Below are 23,567 nucleotides of genomic sequence, written 5' to 3'. Positions count from 1 at the left end.
GTATAATTCGTTATCAGTATGCCTACCGTTCGCCAGAACATATCCTATGTCTACCAGCGCTTCATGCGCGGGCATCGTCCTGCAGTCAAGCATCTGGCGAAATGGATACTCAGCCTTTTGGCCGTGGCTCTTTTGCTCGAGGTATTCCTATTCAACATCAACTACTTCACCTCGGCGGGCTACAACACCGTGAACCTGAACAGCAAGCTGAACCTGCAAGAGACGGCTGACGAGCAGTACAAGCTTACGGCGGTGAACCATACGCTCGAGTTCTCGAATGTCAATGCCGCGGTACACAATATCTGGCTGAACTTCGACTACCGTCAGCCGGCGCAGGAACTGACGGTGAAGATCCAGTTCACCGATGATGCCCACCGTACCTATTTCGACTCCACCGAGTATACGGTGGGCGTACCCAACGTGAACGTGTCCACGCTGTCGGACCAAAGCGAGTACATCAATCTGAACACGACCGGCCTCGTGAGCAATCTGAGGATCGAGGTCGCCGGCGACGACGTGAGCTATCCCATCAAGCTTTCCGACATTGCTATCAATGCGCGGCACCCCTTCGACTTCAACACGACGCGTTTCGTGGTGACGGCGGGCATCCTGCTGCTGGCATTCGCGTTCCGGCCGCGCTCCGCCATCTACCGTATCGGCATCGTCGCCGAGCCTCGGAAGTCGAAAGCGGTCATCATCGCCACCGTGATCATCGAGGTATGGCTGATGGCAACGTTTTTGTTCATGGGGTCGAACCTGGTGGGTGTGGCTGCCAAGGACTACAACAGCGGGTCATGGAACGGGCAGGGCCTGGCGAACACCTTCGAGGTGGGGGGCGATAACGCCCAGCAGTACGCCGAGTTGGCGAAGGCCATGGCTGACGGCAGGCTCTACCTTGGGGAAGAACCTCCGCAGTGGTTGAAGGACATGCCGGATCCTTACGATAAGGGCGCGCGTGACGAGGCTCAGAAGGCGACGGGGGAGCCCTACCTGTTCGACGTTGCCTACCACGACGGTCATTACTACGTCTATTTCGGCGTGGTGCCGGTCTTGCTGTTCTACCTGCCGTTCTATTTGCTCACGGGGGCGAGTTTCCCCACCGCAATCGGCGTGCTCATAGCGTGCGTGGCGTTCGTGCTGGGCTGCTCGGCACTGCTCGATCGTTTTGCGCGTTACCATTTCAAACGGGTGAGCCTAGGGCTGTACTTGCTGCTGCAGATACCGCTGGTAGTCTGCTGTGGCATCCTGTATCTGCTGAAGTTTCCGACGTTCTATTCGCTGCCCATCATGCTGGGGCTGGCGTTTTCCGTATGGGGCCTGTATTTCTGGATGCGCGGGCGCGCCACGGAGCGGCCCGAGAAGTGGTACCTGCTGGGCTCGCTCTGCATGGCGCTGGTGGTGGGCTGCCGCCCGCAATTGATCGTGCTGTCCCTGGTGGCGTTTCCGCTGTTCTGGCGTACGTACATCACGAAGAAGCGGCTGTTCACGCCGCGCGGTGCCCGTGAGTTTGCGTGCTTGGTGGCCCCTTATGCGGTGGTCGCTGCGGGCCTTATGGGATACAACTACGCACGGTTCGGTGCGCTGACCGACTTCGGGGCGAACTACAACCTTACGGTGAACGACATGACGAAACGCGGATGGAACATCGGCCGTTTGGCTCCGGCATTGTTCTCGTACTTCCTGCAACCACCGAGCGTATCGGGCGTGTTCCCTTATATCCAGCCTGCGCCCTTCGATACCACCTACATGGGGCAGACCATCAAGGAGGTTACGTTCGGGGGCATCCTGGCGTGCCTGCCGGTACTGTGGGTGCTACCGTTCGCCAAGCGTATCTTGGGGATGCGCATGGCCCAGCGCTCCACGCGCACCATCATGGGCGTTATAGTCGTGCTGCTGGTCTCGGGCGTGCTGCTGGCTATTATGGACGCGGAGATGGCCGGCATCCTGCAGCGTTACTATGCCGATTTCAGCTTCATGTTCTTGGCGGCGGTGGTGCTGCTCGTGTTCATTGTGAATGAGAACCTGGACCCGCACTCCACGGCGGCGAACCTGCTGATGCGGGTGCTGCTCGTGCTGGTGACCCTTTCGGTGCTGTACAGCGTGCTGCTGTGCTTTGTTCCCGAGACGGGATGGTTCTCCGACGTGTACCCGTGGGCCTATCAGAATATTATGGAGACGGTGCAGTTCTGGACGTAAGTTTTCTTGATTTTACCCGCACGAAATAATGAGCGCGCTTTTTCGCGGTATCGTAGCACTCGCAGCACCGTGCATTCCAAGAGAAAAGAGGGTCTATGGAGTTCATCATCGCCGAGAGCACCGAGGACATGAGCCGCCGCGCGGCCGACCATATCGCCGCATGCCTGCAAGCCGACCCGGACTGCGTACTGGGCCTGGCAACGGGCACGACGCCCATTGGCCTGTATGCCGAGCTCGTGGAAGACTGCGCCGAAGGTAAGGTGAGCTTTGCCGGCGTGACCACGTTCAACCTCGACGAGTACCGCGGGCTTGCTCCCGAGCACGACCAGAGCTACCGCTACTTCATGAAGAAGCATCTGTTCGACCACGTGGACATCGATCAGGCTCGCACGCATGTGCCCGAGGGTGCGAACCCCGATGCGCACGCCGTGTGCGCGGCCTACGAGGAAGCTATCGCCGCCGCGGGCGGGGTGGATATGCAGCTGCTGGGTCTGGGCCCGAACGGGCACATCGGTTTCAACGAGCCGGAGGACACGTTCCCGGCTGCCACGCATTGCGTCGACCTTACGCAGAGCACCATCGAGGCCAATAGCCGCCTGTTTGAATGCATCGACGACGTGCCGCGCCAGGCGTACACCATGGGCATCGGCACTATCATGGCTGCACGCTCCGTGCTGATGGTGGTTGAGGGCGCGCACAAGGCCGAGATCGTGAAGAAGGCGTTCTTCGGCCCGGTGACCCCGCAGATCCCTGCCTCTATCCTGCAGTTCCACCAGAACGTCACGGTTATCGTGGATCCTGCTGCTGGCGAGCTCTGCCGCGACAAGGCTTAGAGTCGCTCTTCGAGTGCGCAGAAGCGGTGCTCGACGGGCATCTCGGCTGTCGGGCGCGGAGTAAGAACAGCGGCTGTCGTGGAACTTTGCGTTGAGGTTGGTTTTCCCTGCTTCGCCCTCACGCACGATGAGCACGCTCAAACCGCTCTATAAAGAACAGGGCCTCTGCAAGCTTCGTGGAGGCCCTGTTCTTATTTCGCTCGGGGTGGGAGAATGAGCGCAAAAGGAAGGAGCGCCCCATGCGCATCATCGGTGGGAATGTATTCGACGGCGACGGTTTTGCTGTTCACGACCTCGTCGTCGACCAGGGAAGGTTCGTCGAGGCGCCTGCCGGGGTCTCGACTGGCGAAGGCGCTGTCGAAACGGTCGATGCGGCAGGTTGCTCGGTGATTCCCGGTTTGATCGACGTGCACTTCCACGGCTGTTGCGGCGCCGATCTTTGCGATGGCACGGACGAAGCCCTCACGGCTATCGCCCGCCATGAGGCGCGGCGCGGTATCACCTCCATCTGCCCTGCTACTATGACCTATCCCGAGGATACGCTTGCGCGCATCGTGTCCGTTGCAGCAGCGCATAGGCCTGCTGCCGACGAAGCCCGCCTTGTTGGCATCAATATGGAGGGCCCGTTCATTTCGTCTGGCAAGATAGGTGCGCAGAACCCCGCGTACGTGCAGGTGCCCGACGTGGACATGATGCGCCGTTTGCAAGAAGCGGCCCGCGGCCTGGTGAAGCTGGTTGACCTTGCCCCCGAATCGCAAGGCGCTCTGGATTTCATCGGTCAGATGGCGGGAGAGGTGCGTATCTCGCTCGCACACACCACGGCTGGCTACGACTGCGCGGCCGAGGCTTTTGCCCGTGGTGCACGCCAGCTTACCCACCTCTATAATGCCATGCCCGGCCTGCACCATCGCGAACCGGGCCCCATTGCCGCTGCCTTCGAGCATGACGAGGTTACTGCCGAGCTCATCGCCGATGGCGTGCATATCCACCCGGCTATGGTGAGAATGGCTTTTACCCTGTTCGGCGACGACCGCATCATCCTGGTCAGCGACACCATGCGCGCCGCCGGTCTGGAAGACGGCGATTATGATTTGGGGGGCCAGAACGTTACGGTGCGCGGCAACACCGCCACGCTTGCCAACGGGGCTCTTGCCGGTTCGGTAACCGACTTGGCCTCCTGCCTGAAATGGGCCGTGGCCGAGGCGGGCATCCCGCTCGCAAGTGCCGTGAAAGCTGCAACCGAAAACCCTGCCCGCGCTATCGGCATCGCAGACGAGGCGGGCAGCCTTGCCCCCGGCTATCTTGCCGATGCCGTGATCCTCGATCAGGATCTGAACGTCAAACACGTTATCTTGCGCGGCGCGTTGCTGTAGCGTACGAACCGCTTGCAGGGCAGGTGGGAAGCTCTACCCGATAGTCCTGGCAAACCAAGAAGTAAGAGACGTTGGATGCGTGATGGCCGTGCCTACGACGATGGCGAACGCCCCCGCATCCATGGCTGCCTGTGCATCGGCCGTCGTATGGATACGCCCCTCGCAGAACACCGGCACGTCGCCTGCCAAGGCTACGGCCTCGCGCAGGAATTCCAGATCGGGGCCGTCGGTTTTCTCTCGACCGCCAGGCACATAGCCGGCAAGCGTGGTGGAAACGATAGCGCAGCCGGCATCCAGGGCGCGCTGCACGTCGTCCCTGCAGGCGCAATCGGCCATGACGAGGGTTTCGCCCTGCAGGGCCTCTACCGTCTCGCCGAACGTGCGTCCGTCGGGGCGGGGTCGATCGGTGGCGTCGAGGGCCACCACGTCGCAGCCGGCAGAGATGCAGGCGCGCGCATGACGTAGCGTCGGGGTGATATAGACGCCGTCATGGCCCTCCTTCCAAAGCCCGATCACGGGTATGTCCACACGTCCTTTGATGGCCGCGATGTCAGAGAGCCCTTGGCAGCGGATGGCGGCGGCACCCCCCAGTTCGGCAGCTCGTGCCATTTGGGCCATCGTCTCGGGATGACGCAAGGGTTCGCCTGGATACGCCTGGCAGCTCACGATGAGCCTGCCTTCGAGCTTGGCAACCAAGGGGTCGGTCATGATCGTCCTTTCAGGGAATCGAGCAGGTATTCGGCGGCTCCGATGAGCGGAGCTTGGCCGCCGAGTGCGGCATCGACGATAGGCATCCCGCGCATGAGGGGAGGGGCTTGTCGCTCGAAACCCTCGTGCAGTGCAGCGCGCCAGAGCGGGCCGGCGTTGCATACCGAACCCGAAAGCACGACGAACTCGGGGTCGAGCAGATCCGTCCAAGCAGCAATCGCCTCGCCTAAAGCAGTGCCTGCCTCGCGGATAATGCGCTGGGCAAGCTCCTCGCCGTCGGCGGCACGTTGGGCGATCTCTCTGCCGCAGAGGCGTTCCCCGCCGGCTGTACGGTAGCGGTTCTCGATGCCCGTACCGGCGGCGATGGATTCCAGCTCGCTCGCGGTGCCGCAGGCGCGTGGCGTGCCGAGCTTGTCGGGACAGGGTGTGCGCCCCAGCTCTCCGGCGAATCCGCGCGCTCCCAGCAGCACGCGGCCATCTGCCACGATGCCGCCGCCAAGACCGGTGCCGACGGCGATAACGAGGCAGGTCTGCGCTCCTTGCGCGGCACCCCAACGGGCTTCGCCGAGCGCGTGCGCCTTCACGTCGTTGAGTACGGCTACGGACAGGCCGAACGAGGTGCGCAGGCGCTCGCCAACGGGTTGGCCGGTCCATCCGGGCATGAGCTCATTTGCGAAGGCGATGCCGCCCGTGCGCACGTCCACGCACCCGGCCGCGCCCACGCCAATGCCGACGAGGGGGCCTTCTGCCTCGGCAGTCACGTTGGCAACGAGGGCGAGCAGCGCTTCGAGCACGGCTTCGCCTCCGCGCCCCGCCTCTGTGGGAACGCTGCGTATCGCTTCGATCTTCGGAGGCACGCCGACGGCGGGGTAGCGCACGAGCGCTCCCGCCATCTTAGTGCCGCCCACGTCGAAGGCGGCAATCGTGCAGGGATAGTCGACGCTCATGTGCGCTGCTAGCGAACCGGCGCGTCGGCGTCCATGAGGCCCTCGCCCTTCAGCACGGCAGCGATCGCCTCGACATCCTCGCCTTCCAACGGTTGGACGGGCTCGCGCATCTGGTTGGTGTTGAACACGCCCATCTGCCAAAGCGCCGTCTTGAACGCGCCCACGCCGGCACCGAAGCCGACCGTGGCCTTCACGCCGCGGGTGAGGAACATGAGACGGGCCAGGTGGTCCTGGATGTCCTTCACACGCTGCCAGTCGCCCGCCTGCGCGGCGCGCCACTGCTCGACATAGCTTGCCGGATCGAGGTTCGCCAAGCCGGGCACGGCGCCGTCCGCACCGGCCAGGTAGGCACCGTCCACGCAGACTTCATGTCCGGTGAGCAGCTGCAGCGGATGGCCCTCGTCCTCGTTCTCCAGCAAAAGCCAGCGGAAGCTGACATCGTCGCCCGAGGAGTCCTTTACACCCTGCAGCACGCCGTTTTTGCCTAGGCGCACCAGCATGGTGGGATCGAGTTTCGTATGCACGCACGCGGGCAGGTCGTAGGCGAACAGCGGCAGGTCGGTGTTCTCGCGGATGGCGCAGAAGTGACGCTCGACCTCCTTGGGGCCACCCAGTGCGTAGAAGGGTGCTGTGGCCACGAGGGCATCGACGCCATAGCCGCTGGCGCGCTTTGCCTGATCGACCACGCGCAGCGTCTCCATGTCGATGATGCCCGCCAGTACCGGAACGCGGCCGTTCACGATGGATACGGCCTCTTGCAGCACATGGTAGCGCTGTGCGTCGGTAAGGAAAGCCACCTCACCGCTGGAGCCCAAGAAGAACAGGCCGTCCACGCCGGCATCGATCATACGGTTGATGGAGCGGTCGAACGCCTCGAGGTCTAGCTGGCTCTTATCGTCCAAGGGGATGACTACCGGCGGGATGACGCCGCGAAACGGGGAATCGGTCATAAGGGGTAAGCCTCTTTCCATGTCGTGAATCGGTTCGTGAAAACTGTAAGTGCCCTGATAGCTGCCGTCAACGAACACCTCGATGCGCTCACAAGAAAAGCGCGGCGCGGGTTCGCGTCCGTTTGATACTGCCCTGCGGCACACGGCTGTTCTGTCGGAGGGTGGTTGTGCGCCAGGTGACGTGTGACTGAAACAAAACGGCCCAGATCATGCGATCCGGGCCGAAAGCGACATGCGGGGCCTGCTACCGGCCCAGGTCGGGATGCAGCAGGGAAGGGGCGGCGCCCAGCAGCAACTTCGTATAGTCGTGCTGCGGGTTCGAGAACACGTCCTCGGCTGTGCCGCGCTCGACGGCCTGTCCGGCGTTCATGACGATGATGCGGTCCGAGATGTAGCGCACCGTCTGGATGTCGTGGCTGATGAACACCATCGACAATCCTAGATCGCGTTTCAGGTCCATCAGCAGGTTCAGGATTTGCGCGCGCACCGAGACATCCAGTGCACTGGTGGGTTCGTCGGCGATGATGGCATCGGGAGCCAACGACAGGGCGCGGGCAATGGCCACGCGCTGCCGCTGCCCGCCGGAAAGCTGGCCGGGCAGCGCATCGAGCACCGAGTTCGGCAGGCCGACCATCTCGATAAGCTCCAGCACGCGCTTTTCGCGCGAGGTGCTGTCGCCTATCTTGTGCACCTTCAACGGGTCCAGTAGCTGGTCGTGCACGCTCATGCGGGCGTTCAGGGCGGTCGCCGGGTCCTGGAACACCACCGAGATCACACGGCCGATGATCTTGCGCATGTCGGCCGAGCGCTTTGTCACGTCGGTGCCCTTGAAGTGCACTTTGCCCGACGTGGGGGCCTGCAGGCCGCACATGACGTTGGCGGTGGTGGACTTGCCGCAGCCCGACTCGCCCACGATGCCTAGCGTTTCACCCGGCATGAGCTTCAAGGTTAGGCCTTTGACGGCCTGCACCTTGTGGGGATGAAGCAATGAGCCCGTGCGCGTCTTGAACGTCACGCGGATATCGTCGAGGAAGATGATGGGCGTGGGTTCGTCTGCGCGTGGCGCGGCGTCGGGAGAGGCCGCGCTCTGATCGATTACGTGCTCCTGGTCGCTCATATGATGGCACCTCCTGGGACGTAGGGCTTGATGCCGAGGCGCTCCATCTCGCTGTCGGGCAGCTCGGCGTAGTAGTGGTCGGTGCCCTCGACGCGCTTGAGCATGGGGCGCAGCTGCGAGACCTTGTCGGGATGGCTGGAACGTGGCGTGAAGCGGTCTCCCTCGGGGAAGTCTTTGGGGCTGGGCACGCTGCCGGGTACCTGGTGCAGGCGGGCACCGCCGGCTTCGATGGATAGCACCGATCCCAGAAGGCCGCTGGTGTACTCGTGCACCGGATGGCACAGGATGTCCGCGACGGGCCCCTGCTCGACCACCTGGCCGGCGTACATGACCGTGATGGAGTTGGCCACCTCGGCGACAAGTGCCAGGTCGTGGCTCACGAATACCATGGCGAAGCCCAGCTCTTTTTGCAGCTTGTTCAGCAGGTCGATAACCTGTTTCTGCACCGTTACGTCCAGGGCGGTGGTCGGCTCGTCGGCGATGACCACCTTCGGATCGCGCGTCAGCGCCATGGCGATGAGCACGCGCTGACGCTGTCCGCCGGAAAGCTCGTGGGGGTAGGAGCCCAGCGTGCGCTTCGGGTCCAAGCCCACCAGCTCCAGCAATTCTTCGGCCGTGCGGGTGCCGCCGCGCTTGGTGAGCTGTTTCATCTGCGACTTGATCAGCATAGACGGGTTCAGCGACGAGAGCGCGTCCTGGTAGATCATGGCGATCTCGCGGCCGCGCAGGGCATTCATCTGTTTCTGGTTCATGTCCAGCAGGCTCTGCCCGTCGTAGAGGATCTCGCCGGTAACGGTGGATTTCGGGTCCAAAAGCCCCATGATGGTCAACGACGTGATGGACTTGCCGCAGCCCGATTCGCCCACCAGACCCATGGTCTGGCGCGGGCGCACCACGAAGCTTACGTGATCCACGACGTTCACGTCGCCGTGGCGCGGGAACTTGATGCACAGGTCCTTCACTTCTAGGATGGGCGGCACGTCGGTATGCGCCGTGAAGCGGTCAGTGCGTGTCTTTTCGATGGCACAGAGCTCGGCGAGGCGGTGCTCCAGCATCTCGGCCTGGGCCTTGTAAGCCAGCGTCGGGTCGGCCACCAGGCGGTCGGCCTCGCGGTCGGTGCGCACGGCGGCGTCGTCGGCCTTGACGGGTGCCTTAGGCGAGGCGGCCATTGCATCGGTGACGCCCTCGGACAGGATATTCAAGGCCAATACCGTGATCATGATGGCCAGGCCCGGGAACAGCGCCTGCCACCAGCGGCCCGCCAGTACGCCGGCGCGTGCGTCGGACAAGATGTTGCCCCAGGTAGGCGTAGGCTCGGGAATGCCGGCCGAGATGAACGACAGCGACGCCTCGAACACGATGGCGTCGGCTACCAGCACGATGGTGAACACCATGACCGGCGCGATGCAGTTGCGGATGACGTGCTTCCAGAGTATCCACGGAGCCCGGGCTCCGCTTACCACAACGGCCCGCACGTAGTCCTGGTTGTACTCGCTCACTACGTTGGCGCGCACGATGCGTGCGATCTGGGGGATGTAGAGAAAGCCGATGGCGAAGATCAGCGTGGTGAGCGAGTTGCCGAACGCGATAACGAAGGTGGCGGCCAGCGCGATGCCGGGGAAGGACATGATGATGTCCAGGATGCGCATGATCACTTCTGAGATCCACTTGCGCGACACGGCGGCGATGGCGCCGATGATGGAGCCGCAGACCAACGCGAAGGTGGTGGCTCCGATGCCGATGACCAGCGAGTAGCGTGCGCCGTACATCATGCGCGACAGCACGTCGCGACCCTTGTCGTCGGTGCCGAACAGGAATTCGGCGCTAGGAGCCTGACGTGCGGTGAAAATGGCCAGCGGGTCGTGCGGTGCGATGACGTTGGCCAGCGCTGCGATCATGACGATAAGGACGAGCACGATAAGCGAGATGCGGGCCCCGACGCTCATGGACCTCCAACGGCGGAAATGCACTTTTCCGGGGTTGGCTTCCATCTTTTCGGTGAGGTTTCCTCGAAGTTTCACCATGATGCTACACCGTCCTGATTCGGGGATCGATCAGGATATAAAGCATATCCACGATAATGTTGACAACGATGAAGGTGATGGCAACCACCAACACGACGCCCTGGACGAGCATCGTGTAGCTGGACTGGATACCCGAGAGGATAGCCATGCCCATGCCGGGCAGGTTGAAGATGACCTCGATGACCACGGCGCCGCCGATAAGGTAGCCCACGCGCAGTCCCAGCACCGTCACCGGCGTGATGAGTGCGTTGCGCAGCACGTTGCGGGCCACGACCACGCTCTTCGGGATGCCGGCACCAAGTGCGGTGCGCACGTAGTCGCGGTCGAGTTCCTCGACCATGGATGTGCGGATGACGCGGGTGAGCTGCCCGGTTACCGGAACGGCCAGCGCGATGGCGGGCATCGCCATGCGGGCGAGCCAGCCGGCGGGGTCGGTGAACAGCGGCGGCAGGTCTCCCGATGCGGGCAGAATGTGAAGCATCGACGAGAACAGCAATATGAACAGCACGGCCAGCCAAAACGACGGTGTGGCGATGCAGGCGATGGAGAACACGCGGATGATCTGGTCGGGCCATCTGTCGCGGTAAAGCGCCGATACGACGCCTAAGATGACCGCAAAGAATACCGCTATGATCAGTCCGAAGAAGGTAAGCTGCAGCGTGACGGGCAACGCTTGGCTCACGCGCTCGGCCACCGAGGCGTTTGCCGCACCATAGGTGCCCATGTCACCTTGGAACAATCCTGCCATATAGTTGCCGTACTGCACGATGACCGGGTCGTTCAACCCATGGTCCTCGCGATACTGGTTTACCTGTTCTTCGGATGCGTTTTCGCCCAACACCGAGTAAGCCTGGTCGATGGGGGAAAGCGCCATAACGAAGAATACGAGGATGGTGACGCCGAAGATCATGATGGGCAACGCTATAAGACGCCGTCCGATTAGCCGCAGCAAGTTGTTCACCGTATCCTCCTTTCGCTTGTAGGAACTCGTTCTCTCATTGATGCTGCGCGCACGACGCGCAGGACTATCCTGTGCGTCGTGCGCGCAGTCCGTGTTCATTCTATATGAGTCTCTACGGTTTGCCTACGAAAAAGTAGGGGTATGCTGCAGGTAGAAGAAGAGGAAGAAGAGGAGAAGAGGCACCGGCCCGGTGCCGGGCCCCTTTTTTTGTGGGGCCTTGGTGCGGAGTTACCTGGTCGCTTGGGACGGGCAGGTAAAGAGCCCGCTTCTGAGGAAGCGGGCTCTGAGGGGTGACGCTAAAGAAAGGCACTACGTGTTGGTGTTACGCCGTGGCGCTCGCACCCAAGAACACGAGGCCCGTCGTGGCGATGGGCTGGAAGCCGGTGATCTTCTCGGCCCGGTAGCCCGTAGCAACCGCGCGATGGAACAGCGGGTACAGCGGCACCTGCTCGGCCAGGATGTCGAAGCACTGGTTCCACAGATCCTGCTGCTTCTTGGCGTCGGCTTCTTCGCGAGCGGACTGCATGAGCGTCTGCAGCTCGGCCCACTTGCCGTCCTTGGCCTTCTGCCAGCACGTACGGCCCTGGGTCCAGATGTTGTCGCCGTACCACCAGCTCATCAGCAGGTCGGGGTCGTTGCCGAAGCAGGTCGGGTCGCCCGGGGTCAGCATGACGTCGTAGGCCAGCGCGCTGTCGGATGCGGCGTACTCGGCCCAGTTGATCTTCTGCTCGTTGATGGTGCAGTTGATGCCCACGGCATCCAGATCGTTCTTGATCTGCGGGGCCAACTCTTTTACCCAGTTGTTATTCACTACCAGCGTGAGCGTGACGCTTTCTGCGCCAGCTTCCTTAAGCAGGCTCTTGGCCTTCGCGGGATCGTACTTGTATATCGTGGCGGCCTTGTGGTAATTCGCATGATCTTCGGGAAGGAAGCCCGTGATGGAGGCGGCATGGCCGGCCATCTGGTTAGAAATGAGCTTCTCTACGTCTACGGCATAGTAGAATGCCTGGCGCACACGGTAATCGTCAAACGGTGCCTTTAGCGTGTTGAACATGAAGAAGGGCTGGTTGAAGCCCTGAATGTACTCAACGGTGGCACCAGCGGCCAGCAGCTGGTCGCCGTTGGCATCAGGCACGTTCTCCATAACCTGAATCGTGGATTCCTGGAGAGCGGTTGTACGGGCCGTGGGGTCCAGCAGGATGCTCCACTTCATGCTGTCGGCCGTGGCCTTGAGCGAGCCTGTGTAGTTCTCGTTGGGCAGGTATGCAATGGTGCCGCCATCGTCGCCATTGACGGTGTCGTATTTCCACGGGCCGGAGCCGATGGGCATGGTCTTGAGCTGCTCTTCGGTGAGCGAGGCGGGGAACACCTTTACAACGCTCAGGCGGCCCTTGAGCAGGGCATCGAAGGCATACTTGAGCTTGATGGAAACCGTCTTGTCGTCTTTGGCGGCAACGGAATCGATAAAGGACAAAAACGCTCCGCAGGTGGCATCCAGCATGTTCTTCTCGAAGGCGTTCGCCACATCAGCGGTGGTCACCGCAGTGCCGTTGGAGAACTTGGCTCCGTCGCGCAGCGTCACTTCGTACTCGGTGTCCGATACCTTAACGGGATCGGCGGCAGCCAGCGCGTTGTAGGTCTTGTAGGTGTGCAGATCGAGGTCGTACAGGCCTTCGAACACGTGCCATGTCGCGGCCAGCATGAGGGCGGAGCCGCCGTTCAAGCCAACCGGGTTGACATTGGTGCTCGTGTAGGCGCAGCCGCCCGTGAGCGTGCCGCCCTTGGCGGGTTCGGCCGCGGGGGTCGAGTTGCCCTCGGCCGGCTTGCTGTCGGTCGAGCCGCCACCACCGCAGCCGGCCAAGGTCAGGCCTGCTGCCGCAGCTGCGACCGCGCCGCCCGCCAAGAACGTGCGGCGGGACAAGGATGCTTTCACTTCGTTCATAGATTCCCTCCTGAATCTCGTACGGGGCCGTCGGCCCCGAGCTTACGCCCGTGTTTTTGTGGTACGAGCACATGCCGAGGTCATTATCCGGTAAAAAAGAGATAAAATAAAGAATTGTAATCCGAGAGTCATCTTGGTAAGGGAATAGCCCTGTTCGACCGCGGTTAAAAATAAGATTGAAGCAGTCAGTAAATCCTGCAGGACAAGGTAAAACACGCATATGCCACCGAAAGCAATCCATTTACGTTGATATGATGGAAACGGGAGAGAACAAGAAGCCGAAGGCGCGAAAAAGCACGGGTGGCAAGTCTTCCTCCGCGGACAGAGCCTGACCTGCCCCCCCGTCGTGCCCCTGCTTCAAGCGAGGCGGCGCGCAAGTCCATGCAGGGCGATCGGCGCTGCGACACCAAGCCCGAACTGGTCATGCGCGCCCGTTTGCGGGAGGTCGGCCTTGCCGGTTACCGCCTGCGGTGGAAGGTGTTGGGCCGCCCTGACGTCGCCCGGCCGGGAAAGAAGGTCGCCATCTTGGTAGACGGGTGCTTCTGGCACCGCTGCCCGTTCTCGCCGAGGAGCTGGACAAGGATCTGCTGAGCCTGGCTCCGTCGGCCCGCGTCTTGAAATGAAGGTATTTTAACCCCATTCTCCCTCTTCACGCTCTCGCCACATTTAAGGCCGTTTCCCGCTCATCCGCGCCCTCGCAGCCGCCGCCCGCCGCTGTGTCCCTCGAGCCGGGTAAAGCGCGCTGGTATCATAAATACTGTTTTCCCTTGGGGGAAACGGGGCGCCCGGCGAGAGGACGGGTAGAGGCTTGCGGGCGCGAATGCGCTTGAAGTCGCATATCGCGGTGGCGCCTTGCGTGAAATTCCGGTCAGGGCAGGATTCCCTTCAAAGGAGAGGTGTATGACGAGAGAATTCAAATCCATGGATGGCAACAACGCCGCAGCGTATGTGTCCTATGCGTTCACCGAGGTGGCGGGCATTTACCCCATTACCCCGTCGAGCCCCATGGCTGATTACGTCGACATTTGGTCGGCCGAGGGCAAGAAGAATATTTTCGGCACCAAGGTAAAGGTATGCGAGATGCAGTCCGAGGGCGGTGCCGCAGGTGCGGTGCACGGCTCGCTTGCTGCGGGCGCGCTGACCACCACCTATACGGCCTCCCAGGGTCTGCTTCTCATGATCCCCAATATGTACAAAATGGCGGCCGAGATGCTGCCTTGCGTGTTCCACGTGAGCGCGCGTACGGTCGCCACCCAGGCACTCAGCATCTTTGGCGACCATTCCGACGTCATGGCCTGCCGCCAGACCGGCTTCGCTATGCTGGCCGAGACTAACGTGCAGGAAGTCATGGACCTGTCGGCTGTGGCGCATCTTGCCGCCATCAAGGGCCGCATCCCCTTCATCAACTTCTTCGACGGCTTCCGTACGTCGCACGAGGTGCAGAAGATCGCCGCTTGGGACTATAAGGACCTGGCCGACATGTGCGACATGGATGCGGTGGATGCCTTCCGCGAGCACGCGCTGAACCCCGAGCGCCCGGCCATGCGCGGCAGCCACGAGAACGGCGATGTGTTCTTCCAGCACCGCGAGGCCTGCAACAGCCACTACGATGCGTTGCCGGCTGTGGTCGAGGACTACATGCACCAGGTGAACGCGAAGCTGGGCACGAACTACGAGCTGTTCAACTACTATGGTGCCCCGGACGCCGACCGCGTGATCGTGGCCATGGGTTCGTTCTGCGACGTGGTCGAGGAGGTTATCGACTACCTGAACGCGCACGGCGAGAAGGTGGGCCTGGTGAAGGTGCGCCTGTACCGCCCCTTCGTCACCGAGAAGTTCATGGCGGCGCTGCCGAGCACGGTGAAGAAGATCGCCGTTATGGACCGCACCAAGGAGCCGGGCTCGATCGGCGAGCCGCTGTACATGGACGTGGTGAGCGCACTGGCGCAGGCAGGTCGCCACGACCTGACGGTCGTCGGCGGCCGTTATGGCCTGGCCTCGAAGGACACCCCGCCCTCGTCGGTGTTCGCTGTGTACAAGGAGCTTGAGAAGGATGCACCTGCGCGTGAGTTCACCGTGGGCATCGTCGACGACGTGACGAACCTGTCTTTGCCCGAGGATCCGAACAGCCCCAACACGGCGGCGGCGGGCACCATCGAGTGCAAGTTCTGGGGTCTCGGCGGCGACGGCACGGTGGGCGCGAACAAGAACTCGATCAAGATCATCGGCGACCATACCGACAAGTACGTGCAAGCTTACTTCCAGTACGACTCGAAGAAGACCGGCGGCGTGACCATCAGCCACCTGCGCTTCGGCGACTCGCTCATCCGCAGCACCTACTACGTGAACAAGGCCGACTTCGTGGCTTGCCACAACCCCTCCTACGTCACCAAGGGCTTCCGCATGGTCAACGACGTGAAGCCGGGCGGCTCGTTCATGATCAACTGCCAGTGGACGCCCGAGGAGTTGGAGCACCACCTGAATGCCGAGGCGAAGCGCTATATTGCCAACAACGGCATCAAACTCTACACCATCAACGCCATCGATCTTGCCCGCGAGATCGGCATGGGCAAGCGCACGAACACCATCCTGCAGTCGGCGTTCTTCACGCTGGCGAACGTCATCCCACAGGACGAGGCGCTGCAGTACATGAAGGACGCGGCCACGAAGTCCTACCTGAAAAAGGGCCAGGAAGTCGTAGACATGAACCACCGCGCCATCGATGCCGGTGCTACGGCATTCGTGCAGGTGGAGGTTCCGGCCAGCTGGGCCGAGGCAGTTGACGCCGACGAGGCTTCCGCGCTGCATGGCCGTCCTGAGCTGGTGCGCATGGTCAACGACATCATGCACCCCGTCGGCCGCATGGACGGCGACCTCCTGCCTGTTTCGGCCTTCATGGAGCATGCCGACGGCCAGTTCGAGCAGGGTGCAGCCGCCTACGAGAAGCGCGGTGTGGCCGTGAGCGTTCCGGCATGGGATGCTGCTTCCTGCATCCAGTGCAACCAGTGCGCCTTCGTGTGCCCGCATGCCACCATCCGTCCCTTTGCGCTCACCGAGGCCGAGGCAGCTGCTGCCCCCGAGGGCACGAAGCTGGTTCCGGTCAAGGCCGGCAAGGGCAAGGGCGTCTACCAGTACACGCTGGCCGTGTCGCCGCTGGACTGCATGGGCTGCGGCGTGTGCGTGAACGTGTGCCCCAGCGACTCACTCGCAATGGTCGACCAGGCAGAGGAACTGTCCCAGCAAGAGGTGTTCGACTACTGTGTGGAGCACATTGCCGACAAGCCCGAGCTCGAGGATGCCACGGTGAAGGGCAGCCAGTTCAAGCAGCCGTTGCTGGAATTCTCCGGCGCTTGTGCGGGATGTGCCGAAACGGCGTACGCGAAGCTGGTCACCCAGCTGTTTGGCGACCGTATGTACATCACGAACGCGACGGGTTGCTCGTCGATCTGGGGCGGTCCTGCGGCCACCTCTCCCTATACCCTGAACAAGGCCGGCCATGGTCCGGCGTGGTCGAACTCTCTGTTCGAGGACAACGCCGAGCACGGTCTGGGCATGTTGTTGGGCCACGAGGCGGTGCGCGACAAGCTGGTGGCCGATACCGAGCAGTTGCTAGCCAGCGACGTGGGCGAGGCCGTTAAGGCTGCCGCGCAGGCATGGCTCGACGCGCGCGACAACGTCGAGGAAGGCAAGCTGGCCGCCGAGGCGTATGTGGCCGAACTTGAGAAGGTTGCTGCGACCAGTAAGCTGGCGGTACGCATCCTCTCGAACAAGGAGTACCTGGCCAAGAAGTCCGTCTGGATCTTTGGCGGCGACGGCTGGGCCTATGACATCGGCTACGGTGGCCTCGACCACGTGCTGGCCTCTGGTGAGAACGTGAACGTGTTCGTGTTCGACACCGAGGTGTACTCGAACACCGGTGGCCAGGCTTCCAAGGCTACCAATATCGGCCAGGTTGCCCAGTTCGCAGCCGCCGGTAAGGACATCAAGAAGAAGAGCCTCACCGAGATCGCCATGGCGTACGGTTACGTGTACGTGGCGCAGGTTGCCATGGGTGCCAAGCCGGCCCAGACCATCAAGGCAATCGCCGAGGCCGAGGCGTATCCCGGACCGTCGCTTATCATCGGCTACTCGCCCTGTGAGATGCACTCCATCAAGGGCGGCATGGCTAACTGCCAAGACGAGATGAAGAAGGCCGTCGACTGCGGCTACTGGAACCTGTTCCGCTTCAACCCGGCTGCCGAGGCCGGCAAGAAGTTCACTCTGGACTCCAAGGAGCCTGCAGGCGGCTACCAGGAGTTCCTGATGAACGAGGCCCGTTACAGCCGCTTGACCCGCGAGTTCCCCGAGCGCGCACAAGAGCTCTTCGGGCGCAACGAGAAGGCGGCTATGGATCGCTATGCGCACCTGGAGAAGCTCAAGGAACTCTACGCCGAGGTGTAGGTTCTTCTGATAAATAGCAGCAAGAGAAAGGGTGGGGTTGTTCCGGCAATCCCACCCTTTCTGTCTGTTCGCGCAGTTTGCGTGGATAGGGACGAACGCGTTGAGGACTTGTGGTCGTGGCGGACTTTGTTCTCTTCGCACGAGGAGCGTTGCCTTGCGTGACGGCGTGCTCTTTGAGCAGTGGCGCGGTTTGACCGGTGGCGATTCCTTAGCGGCTTTTGCGGATTGTCTGGCGTACTTCTTCGGCTACGCGTGCCGACTCGGAGCGAAGTTTTTGCAAGTCGAGGTCCTTGAGGGGCTCGGGGTTTCCGGCCGGAGGGAAGGCGTGGCGTCCACGGATGGATGCGGGGCTCACCTGCACCAGAATATCTCGGATGCCCAGTCCAAGGGGCTTTGCGCGGGATATGATCGTATCGCCATATCCCGCGACGATTGCTTCCATTCCTCTTACGTGGGACTGATCCACGTACAGATGGCAGTGATACCAGCGAAAACCTCGTGCGTCATGCTTGCGGAACGTGACCTCGGCAAGTGCAGCGCCCTCGATTTTCTCCAGGACGGTCTCGGCTTGATCGAAGTCGTTGAAGGCGATACAAAAGGCGCGCTTGAGGATTTCGAGCAGGTTCGACTGGTCTGAACCCTTGAGATCTGCGCCGGTTTTGGCTGCGTGGCAGATTGCTCGGTCGCGTGCGGGGTCGTTTCCCAGCAGTTGGTTGATGTGGGTGATAGACTCGGGAAACAGATGGTGTTCCTTGACGCTTCGCATGGCGGGATGGATTAGCAGGTCGTCGATGTGAATGCCCTCTTTCGTCAAGGCCAGCCGCAAAAGCTCGCGGCGGGCGTTGATCTCTGCGCGGGCGGTGGAGTCGTCGATGTACACTCCAAGCACGAACCGATCCTCGTCCTTGCCGGCTCCTTTGCGCGGTGTTTCATCTTTTTTGAAGTAGATGCTGTTCGTGTGGGCGAGTAGGTACTCGGCCCCATTGGGGTTATCCGACCAGATAGCTTGTACTGTTTTCTTGTACTTCAGGTTGTTTTGGGCGACACGAAGCTTCTCGGCAGCATCGGGATCGAGCGTGGCCATGAGGTTCGATAATCCCGAACTGACGCTTTGCATGTGTTCACCCACCTTGTCGTGTTCTGCGCGAGATATCCTATAGTATAGGTTCATTTTCTGAGGAAACGGCTGGAAATCGAAAACGATATAGTAGAGTACAGATGTTCTGATACCCCCTTTAGCGCACAATAGCGCCTCGACGCCGCCCTCCTTCCCCATATCGCCCAAACTGCGGATGGCGGAGGAGGGCGGCGTTCGGTATGGTCGTGTCGTGGCTGATCGTACGCAGCCCCTGTATGATGCGCTGCTACTGGAGGGATCCCGGGAAGACGGCGGAAATGATACAGGGCGGCTGGCTGCATACGGGAGACATGGCCTCTATCGACGACCAAGGCTACGTGCGTATCCTTGGTCGCATCGACGGCATGATCATCCGCGGGGGCTTCAACGTGTACGCGGCCGAACTCGAGCACCTATACAGCGCCCATCCCTCCGTGCTCGAAGTAGCTGCGTTCCCGCTGCCTCACCCCGAGCTGGGTCAGCAAATAGCGGTGGCGCTGGTCTGCAAGCGCAGCACGGCGATGGACGGCGCGCTGTTCCGCAACTGGGCTCAGGGCCACCTTGCCAAGTTTAAGCTGCCCGACCGCATCGTCTTTTTCCACAAGTTGCCGAAACTACCTACGGGCAAGGTCGACGTCCAGGCTATCAAGGCATCGATCGAGCCGTAGAGGGGCCGATTCGTCTGCCAGATTGTGGGATTTTATCTGCATCGCCCCTTGCGCCCGAGTGCTCCTGCCTGCTCTCCCCGTTTACTTACGCCTCCAAAAGCTTTTCGATCCAGGCGAGTTTCACGCAGCACACGAACACGTCCATAGCGGCTTCAAGCTCGGCAAGCGGGGGCAGTGTCGGCGCAATGCGGATGTTGCTGTCGGTAGGATCTTGCTTGTAGGGCCAGGTGGCACCTGCACCCGTCATAATCACGCCGGCTTCCTTAGCAAGTCCCACGATGCGCTTGGCCGTGCCCTCGGGCGCGTCGAACGACACGAAGTAGCCGCCGCGGGGGTTCGACCACGAGCAGTCGCCCACATCGGACAAGCCTTCTTCGAGCTTGCGTACCACCAGCTCGAACTTAGGCCGCAGAATAGCCGCATGCTGGGACATGTGGCGTGCCAGTCCTTCGGCATCCTTCAGGAACTTCACATGGCGCAGCTGGTTGATTTTGTCGTAGCCGATCGTGCCCACGCCCATGCGCTGCCTGATCTCGGCGATGTTCTCGGGGCTGGCGGCAATACCGGAGATGCCGGCGCCTGGGTGCGTCACCTTGGAGGTGGAGGCGAATTTGAAGCAGCGGTGCGGGTTGTTCGCCTCTCGGCATGCCGTCGCGATGTCGAGCAGTTGGTCCTGCTCGGTTGCCTCGTCATAGAGATGGTGCACGCAGTACGCATTGTCCCAGAAGATGCGGAAGTCCTCTGCTGCGCACGGCATGGAGGCTAAGCGGCGCACGACCTCGTCTGCATAGGTCACGCCACCGGGGTTCGAATACTTCGGAACGCACCAGATGCCCTTGATGGATGCGTCGTCCGCCACTAGGCGCTCCACTTCGTCCATGTCGGGGCCGCCCTCGGTCATGGGTACGGGGATCATCTGTATGCCAAACGCTTCGGTGATGCCGAAGTGGCGATCGTAGCCCGGAGTGGGGCAGAGCCATTTTACCGTCTCGTACTGGCACCACGGTTTCGAGCCCAGTGTACCGAAGTCCAGGCAGCGTGCCACGGCTTCGTACATCAGTGTCAGGCTCGAGTTGCCGCCTATGATAATGTTGTCGGCTTCGTCGTCCAGCATGGCAGCCAAGAAGCGCTTCGCCTCCGGCAGGCCGTCCAGCACGCCATAGTTGCGGCAGTCCGTGCCATCTTCGGCACGGCAGTCCTCGGCGGTAACGACGGCGGTAAGCAGGGGCATGCTCAGATCGAGCTGGTCGGCGCCGGGCTTGCCGCGTGCCATATTCAGCGAGAGCCCTTTGGCCAAGATGCCGGCGTACTCCTCGTCCAACTGCGCTTTGAGCGCCCTCAGCTCGTCCTTTTCCCGCTGTGCGTACGTGGGCATTGTGCTTCCTTTCGCGTGTTCGCTGTGGCGGCTGGCATCCTTGCCGGCCGGTTCCTCTCGGTGAAGTCCTCGTTCAGTATAAGGTTTTGCAGGGAGAGCGTCGAGGTCGATTCGGTAAACTCGAGCAGTGTCTCTCTAGGTGCCCTAGGTGCCGAGCGAGAGAGGCTCCGTCGCAAAAAGCGCGTCGACAACCGGGCGGTAGGCGTCAACGAGCTCGGGCAAGCGCATGCGGGCGTTGGCCGGACTGGTCGAGGGCAGGCTGCTGTGGGGGATGCCCGGCAGCATATCGGCGCACAGGCGCCGATACAGCGAAGAGGCCGTCCCTCCTGTCGTGAATACGGCAGACAAGGGTGCGCAGGCGGCGATGCGCGTCAAGTCGTTCGGTACCGGATCGGCGATGGAGGCATCGGAGGCGCCGACGATGGTACATGAGGCCAATATGTCCCAAAGCGCGATGCCGTGCTCGAGCAGAAACGCCGTGCGCCCCTCGTTTCCTTGCGGTTCGGGCTCGCCGAACAATGTGCCCATAACCTTCCAGAAGCGGTTCTGCGGGTGCCCGTAATAGAAACCAACCTCACGCGATTTGGGCGAGGGCATGGTTCCCAGCACCAATACGCGCGAGCGCGCGTCGAAGATAGGTTCGAGGGTATGGGTGATCGATGCGGGCTCGGCCATGGTGCGTCCTCCTTGCCTCCGGCGGCATCATAGTCTTGGGAAAGCCTTTGTCAGCCTTTCTCGAGCCTGCGGAAGATGGGCGTGTTCGCGGCGTGCAACCCTGTCGGGCAGCTTCCTGAAGACCTGCCGACCGCGAAAGCTCTATCGACATTCCCCGGAAGTCCTGCCAGGTCTTGCGAGGCCCTCATCATATAAAGAAGGAGGGCCGAGGCCCTCCTAGGAAGAATCAAAATTGAGCGAGGAGCTAGAATTGCAGCGCAGCGGTGAAGCCAGACCAGGACAGCGCATCGGTGTCGCGCACGAGCGCTCCAAAGGTGGGAGCATGCACGTAATGGCCACCGCCGTAGCTTACGGCGATACCCACATGGCCGTATCGGTAGAGCACGTCGCCCGGACGAGCTTGCGATACCGGCACGATGTTCTTCGCACAGGCATAGAGAGATTCCGTTTGATGGGGAAGCGAAACGCCAATCTGCAGATACGCCCAGCGTACCAGGCCAGAACAGTCGAATTCGCTAGGTCCTGCGGCAGCCCACACATACGGGCATCCGATACGCGACATCGCATAGCCGACGACAGAATCGTAAGAGCCGACCGCTCCGCCGCCGCCACCTTCGCTACCGGAGCCGTCAGAGCCAGAGCCGCTGCCGGAACCGGAGCCTCCGCCAGAACCCGACCCCGAGCCTCCGCCGGACCCGCTGCTGGGGTTCCTGGCGGCTGCCGCTGCCGCGGCCGCAGCCGCCGCTTCGGAGGCGGCTCGCGCGGCCGCAGCCTGCTCCTGCTCGAGCAAGGCGCGAGCTTCTGCATCAAGCGTATTGAGCAGCACGGCTGCGTTTGAGACTTTCGCTGCCACCTCGTCTTGGATGGCCTTGGCTTCGGCAGCCTTGTCGGCTGCGATTCGCTCCTGGCGAGCAAACTCGTCCTTGGAAGCTTGGAGCTCTTCGCGCAGCGTCTTTGTCTGGTCGACCATCTTGCCGTCGTCCTCGTTCATTTTATTCAGCAGATCCCAGTTCTGGGTGAACTCCTCGAACGTGCTTGCGCCGATGACGAAGTCGAGGAACGTAGAGGACCCGGAGCGGTACATGCTGCGCGCCCGTGTGCCAAGTTTGTCTTGAACGCCGGCGATCTTTTGGGTCGCCTCGTCTATTTTGGCCTGCTCGACCTCCATGGACGCTTGGGCAGCAGCTTGTTCGCCAACTGCCTTACCGTAATTTACGTCAGCCGCCTCGAGATCGGCCTGCAGCCCGATAAGCTGGTTGCGCACTGAATCCGCCTCGGCCTGTTTTTCGGCGGCCGTCTCTGCGAAAGCGGTAGCGGGAGCTACGATGGATGCGGCACCGAGCATAGCGGCACCGCCGATGAACGCTCGCCTGCTGAGTGCGTTAGTCTGCTCTCTCATGAAACCTCCTAGATTGAGCAAGTGGTGTGTATGGGGCAAAAGCAGAGCGAATCATAGCACGTTTGTCCTGATGGGCAAAAAAGGTTATGGACGCTTTTCATAAGTCCAGTTCAACGATGGGGCTTTTTGGAGCGGATACCTCTCATCCGTTTCAAAGTCGTCAAACGAAGGCAAACAGGCCGTGGAACTGGGGAAATAGATGACCACAAAATACAGAACTGCTTATTCAACATATAGTAGGGTCGCTTTTGCCCTCTCCGTCTCGCGGATGGAGCAGTCTATTCTGCGCAAGGAAAGAGTGGGCGGTGGGAGGGTCTTGGGGAATCCGTTGCGGAGCAACCGAGAGCGCTTCTCTACTATATATATGGTGAACCAATCATGTGCGCGGGGAAGCGCTCGGCTCGGAAAAATAATGCAACCAGATTGCCGGGTATAAAGGCTTTTCGAGACGTTTCTTCAGGAAAGAGGAGGAATCGTGAAGACACTCCCGGGGGCGTGTAGGTAGTTGACACGGTTTGAAACCTAGCGTATTATTCATCTGCTCGCGCGTTCGGATCAACCGAAAACGCGGCAGGCAGCTTGATAAATACACATGAATTAAGCGAATCATGGGCGTGTGCCCGAGTGGTTAAAGGGGACGGGCTGTAAACCCGTTAGCTTTGCTTACCTAGGTTCGAATCCTAGCGCGCCCACCATTTTTCGCCTGTGTAGCTCAGCAGGTAGAGCACTTCCTTGGTAAGGAAGAGGTCGTCGGTTCAAGTCCGATCGCAGGCTCCATTTTTTCAACATGGCGGTGTAGCTCAGTTGGTTAGAGCACACGGTTCATACCCGTGGCGTCACTG

General features: G+C 61.4%; 17 protein-coding genes and 2 tRNA genes. 8 read left to right on the top strand and 11 right to left on the bottom strand.

What is annotated here, in order from left to right:
* The first annotated feature begins 18 nt into the window (after positions 1-18).
* The 3 genes from RR842_RS02820 to nagA all read left to right on the top strand — a co-directional run bounded on the left by RR842_RS02820 (position 19) and on the right by nagA (position 4,402).
* Positions 19-2,196 (top strand): cytochrome C oxidase Cbb3, encoded by a 2,178-nt coding sequence (locus RR842_RS02820; RefSeq protein ID WP_332574485.1) that lies wholly within the window; start codon positions 19-21, stop codon positions 2,194-2,196.
* Between the two features lie 95 nt (positions 2,197-2,291).
* Entirely contained in the window at positions 2,292-3,029 is a 738-nt protein-coding gene (gene nagB / locus RR842_RS02815; protein WP_332728941.1) for a glucosamine-6-phosphate deaminase, read from the top strand.
* A gap of 239 nt (positions 3,030-3,268) precedes the next feature.
* Positions 3,269-4,402, top strand: coding sequence for an N-acetylglucosamine-6-phosphate deacetylase (gene nagA, locus RR842_RS02810; RefSeq protein ID WP_332728940.1), 1,134 nt, complete (start codon positions 3,269-3,271; stop codon positions 4,400-4,402).
* 33 nt (positions 4,403-4,435) lie between these two features.
* Here the strand turns inward: nagA and RR842_RS02805 are convergent, their stop codons facing one another.
* The 7 genes from RR842_RS02805 to RR842_RS02775 all read right to left on the bottom strand — a co-directional run bounded on the left by RR842_RS02805 (position 4,436) and on the right by RR842_RS02775 (position 13,051).
* On the bottom strand, positions 4,436-5,110 hold the full coding sequence (locus RR842_RS02805; RefSeq protein ID WP_332565289.1) for an N-acetylmannosamine-6-phosphate 2-epimerase: 675 nt from the start codon (positions 5,108-5,110) through the stop codon (positions 4,436-4,438).
* Positions 5,107-6,057, bottom strand: a complete 951-nt coding sequence (locus RR842_RS02800) for an ROK family protein (RefSeq protein WP_332517371.1) — start codon at positions 6,055-6,057, stop codon at positions 5,107-5,109. Before RR842_RS02800 ends, RR842_RS02805 begins: the two co-directional genes overlap by 4 nt.
* Before the next feature lie 8 nt (positions 6,058-6,065).
* Positions 6,066-7,007 carry a dihydrodipicolinate synthase family protein gene (locus RR842_RS02795; RefSeq protein ID WP_332517385.1) on the bottom strand — a complete coding sequence of 314 codons (942 nt, stop codon included), beginning with the start codon at positions 7,005-7,007 and terminating at the stop codon, positions 6,066-6,068.
* A gap of 244 nt (positions 7,008-7,251) precedes the next feature.
* The gene (locus RR842_RS02790) at positions 7,252-8,124 is read right to left on the bottom strand and encodes an ABC transporter ATP-binding protein (protein ID WP_332511622.1); all 873 of its coding nucleotides are present in this window, start codon (positions 8,122-8,124) and stop codon (positions 7,252-7,254) included.
* Positions 8,121-10,148: a dipeptide/oligopeptide/nickel ABC transporter permease/ATP-binding protein gene (locus tag RR842_RS02785; protein WP_332511621.1), complete on the bottom strand. Its 2,028-nt coding sequence runs from the start codon at positions 10,146-10,148 to the stop codon at positions 8,121-8,123. Before RR842_RS02785 ends, RR842_RS02790 begins: the two co-directional genes overlap by 4 nt.
* Positions 10,149-10,152: 4 nt before the next feature.
* Positions 10,153-11,109: an ABC transporter permease gene (locus tag RR842_RS02780; protein ID WP_332511620.1), complete on the bottom strand. Its 957-nt coding sequence runs from the start codon at positions 11,107-11,109 to the stop codon at positions 10,153-10,155.
* A 322-nt stretch (positions 11,110-11,431) separates the two neighbouring features.
* Positions 11,432-13,051 (bottom strand): ABC transporter substrate-binding protein, encoded by a 1,620-nt coding sequence (locus tag RR842_RS02775; protein ID WP_332520900.1) that lies wholly within the window; start codon positions 13,049-13,051, stop codon positions 11,432-11,434.
* A 381-nt stretch (positions 13,052-13,432) separates the two neighbouring features.
* Between RR842_RS02775 and RR842_RS02770 the strand changes: the two genes are divergently transcribed.
* Both RR842_RS02770 and nifJ read left to right on the top strand, forming a co-directional pair.
* Complete coding sequence (locus RR842_RS02770) at positions 13,433-13,642, top strand: hypothetical protein (RefSeq protein ID WP_332553995.1); 210 nt, start codon at positions 13,433-13,435, stop codon at positions 13,640-13,642.
* A 309-nt stretch (positions 13,643-13,951) separates the two neighbouring features.
* Complete coding sequence (gene nifJ, locus RR842_RS02765) at positions 13,952-17,491, top strand: pyruvate:ferredoxin (flavodoxin) oxidoreductase (RefSeq protein WP_332517366.1); 3,540 nt, start codon at positions 13,952-13,954, stop codon at positions 17,489-17,491.
* Between the two features lie 208 nt (positions 17,492-17,699).
* Here the strand turns inward: nifJ and RR842_RS02760 are convergent, their stop codons facing one another.
* Entirely contained in the window at positions 17,700-18,608 is a 909-nt protein-coding gene (locus RR842_RS02760) for a hypothetical protein (protein WP_332511616.1), read from the bottom strand.
* 200 nt (positions 18,609-18,808) lie between these two features.
* Here RR842_RS02760 and RR842_RS02755 point away from each other — a divergent pair, with 200 nt between their 5' ends.
* Entirely contained in the window at positions 18,809-19,276 is a 468-nt protein-coding gene (locus RR842_RS02755) for a fatty acid--CoA ligase family protein (RefSeq protein ID WP_332728939.1), read from the top strand.
* A gap of 85 nt (positions 19,277-19,361) precedes the next feature.
* Here RR842_RS02755 and RR842_RS02750 read toward each other — a convergent pair whose 3' ends face one another.
* The 3 genes from RR842_RS02750 to RR842_RS02740 all read right to left on the bottom strand — a co-directional run bounded on the left by RR842_RS02750 (position 19,362) and on the right by RR842_RS02740 (position 22,725).
* Positions 19,362-20,651 (bottom strand): aminotransferase class I/II-fold pyridoxal phosphate-dependent enzyme, encoded by a 1,290-nt coding sequence (locus RR842_RS02750; RefSeq protein ID WP_332511614.1) that lies wholly within the window; start codon positions 20,649-20,651, stop codon positions 19,362-19,364.
* A 144-nt stretch (positions 20,652-20,795) separates the two neighbouring features.
* Positions 20,796-21,326, bottom strand: coding sequence for a DNA-deoxyinosine glycosylase (locus RR842_RS02745; RefSeq protein WP_332511613.1), 531 nt, complete (start codon positions 21,324-21,326; stop codon positions 20,796-20,798).
* Positions 21,327-21,570: 244 nt separating this feature from the next.
* Positions 21,571-22,725 carry an NlpC/P60 family protein gene (locus RR842_RS02740; protein WP_332511612.1) on the bottom strand — a complete coding sequence of 385 codons (1,155 nt, stop codon included), beginning with the start codon at positions 22,723-22,725 and terminating at the stop codon, positions 21,571-21,573.
* A 610-nt stretch (positions 22,726-23,335) separates the two neighbouring features.
* Here RR842_RS02740 and RR842_RS02735 point away from each other — a divergent pair.
* Together RR842_RS02735 and RR842_RS02730 are read left to right on the top strand one after the other, a co-directional pair.
* Positions 23,336-23,420: transfer RNA gene (locus RR842_RS02735), tRNA-Tyr, on the top strand.
* A gap of 6 nt (positions 23,421-23,426) precedes the next feature.
* Positions 23,427-23,502 (top strand) — tRNA-Thr (locus RR842_RS02730).
* The last annotated feature ends 65 nt before the right edge of the window (positions 23,503-23,567 follow it).

Source organism: Gordonibacter sp., assembly GCF_036667095.1.
GTDB lineage: Bacteria > Actinomycetota > Coriobacteriia > Coriobacteriales > Eggerthellaceae > Gordonibacter.
Note: the sequence above shows the minus strand (reverse complement) of the source record. Positions and strands in the feature narration are given on the sequence as shown.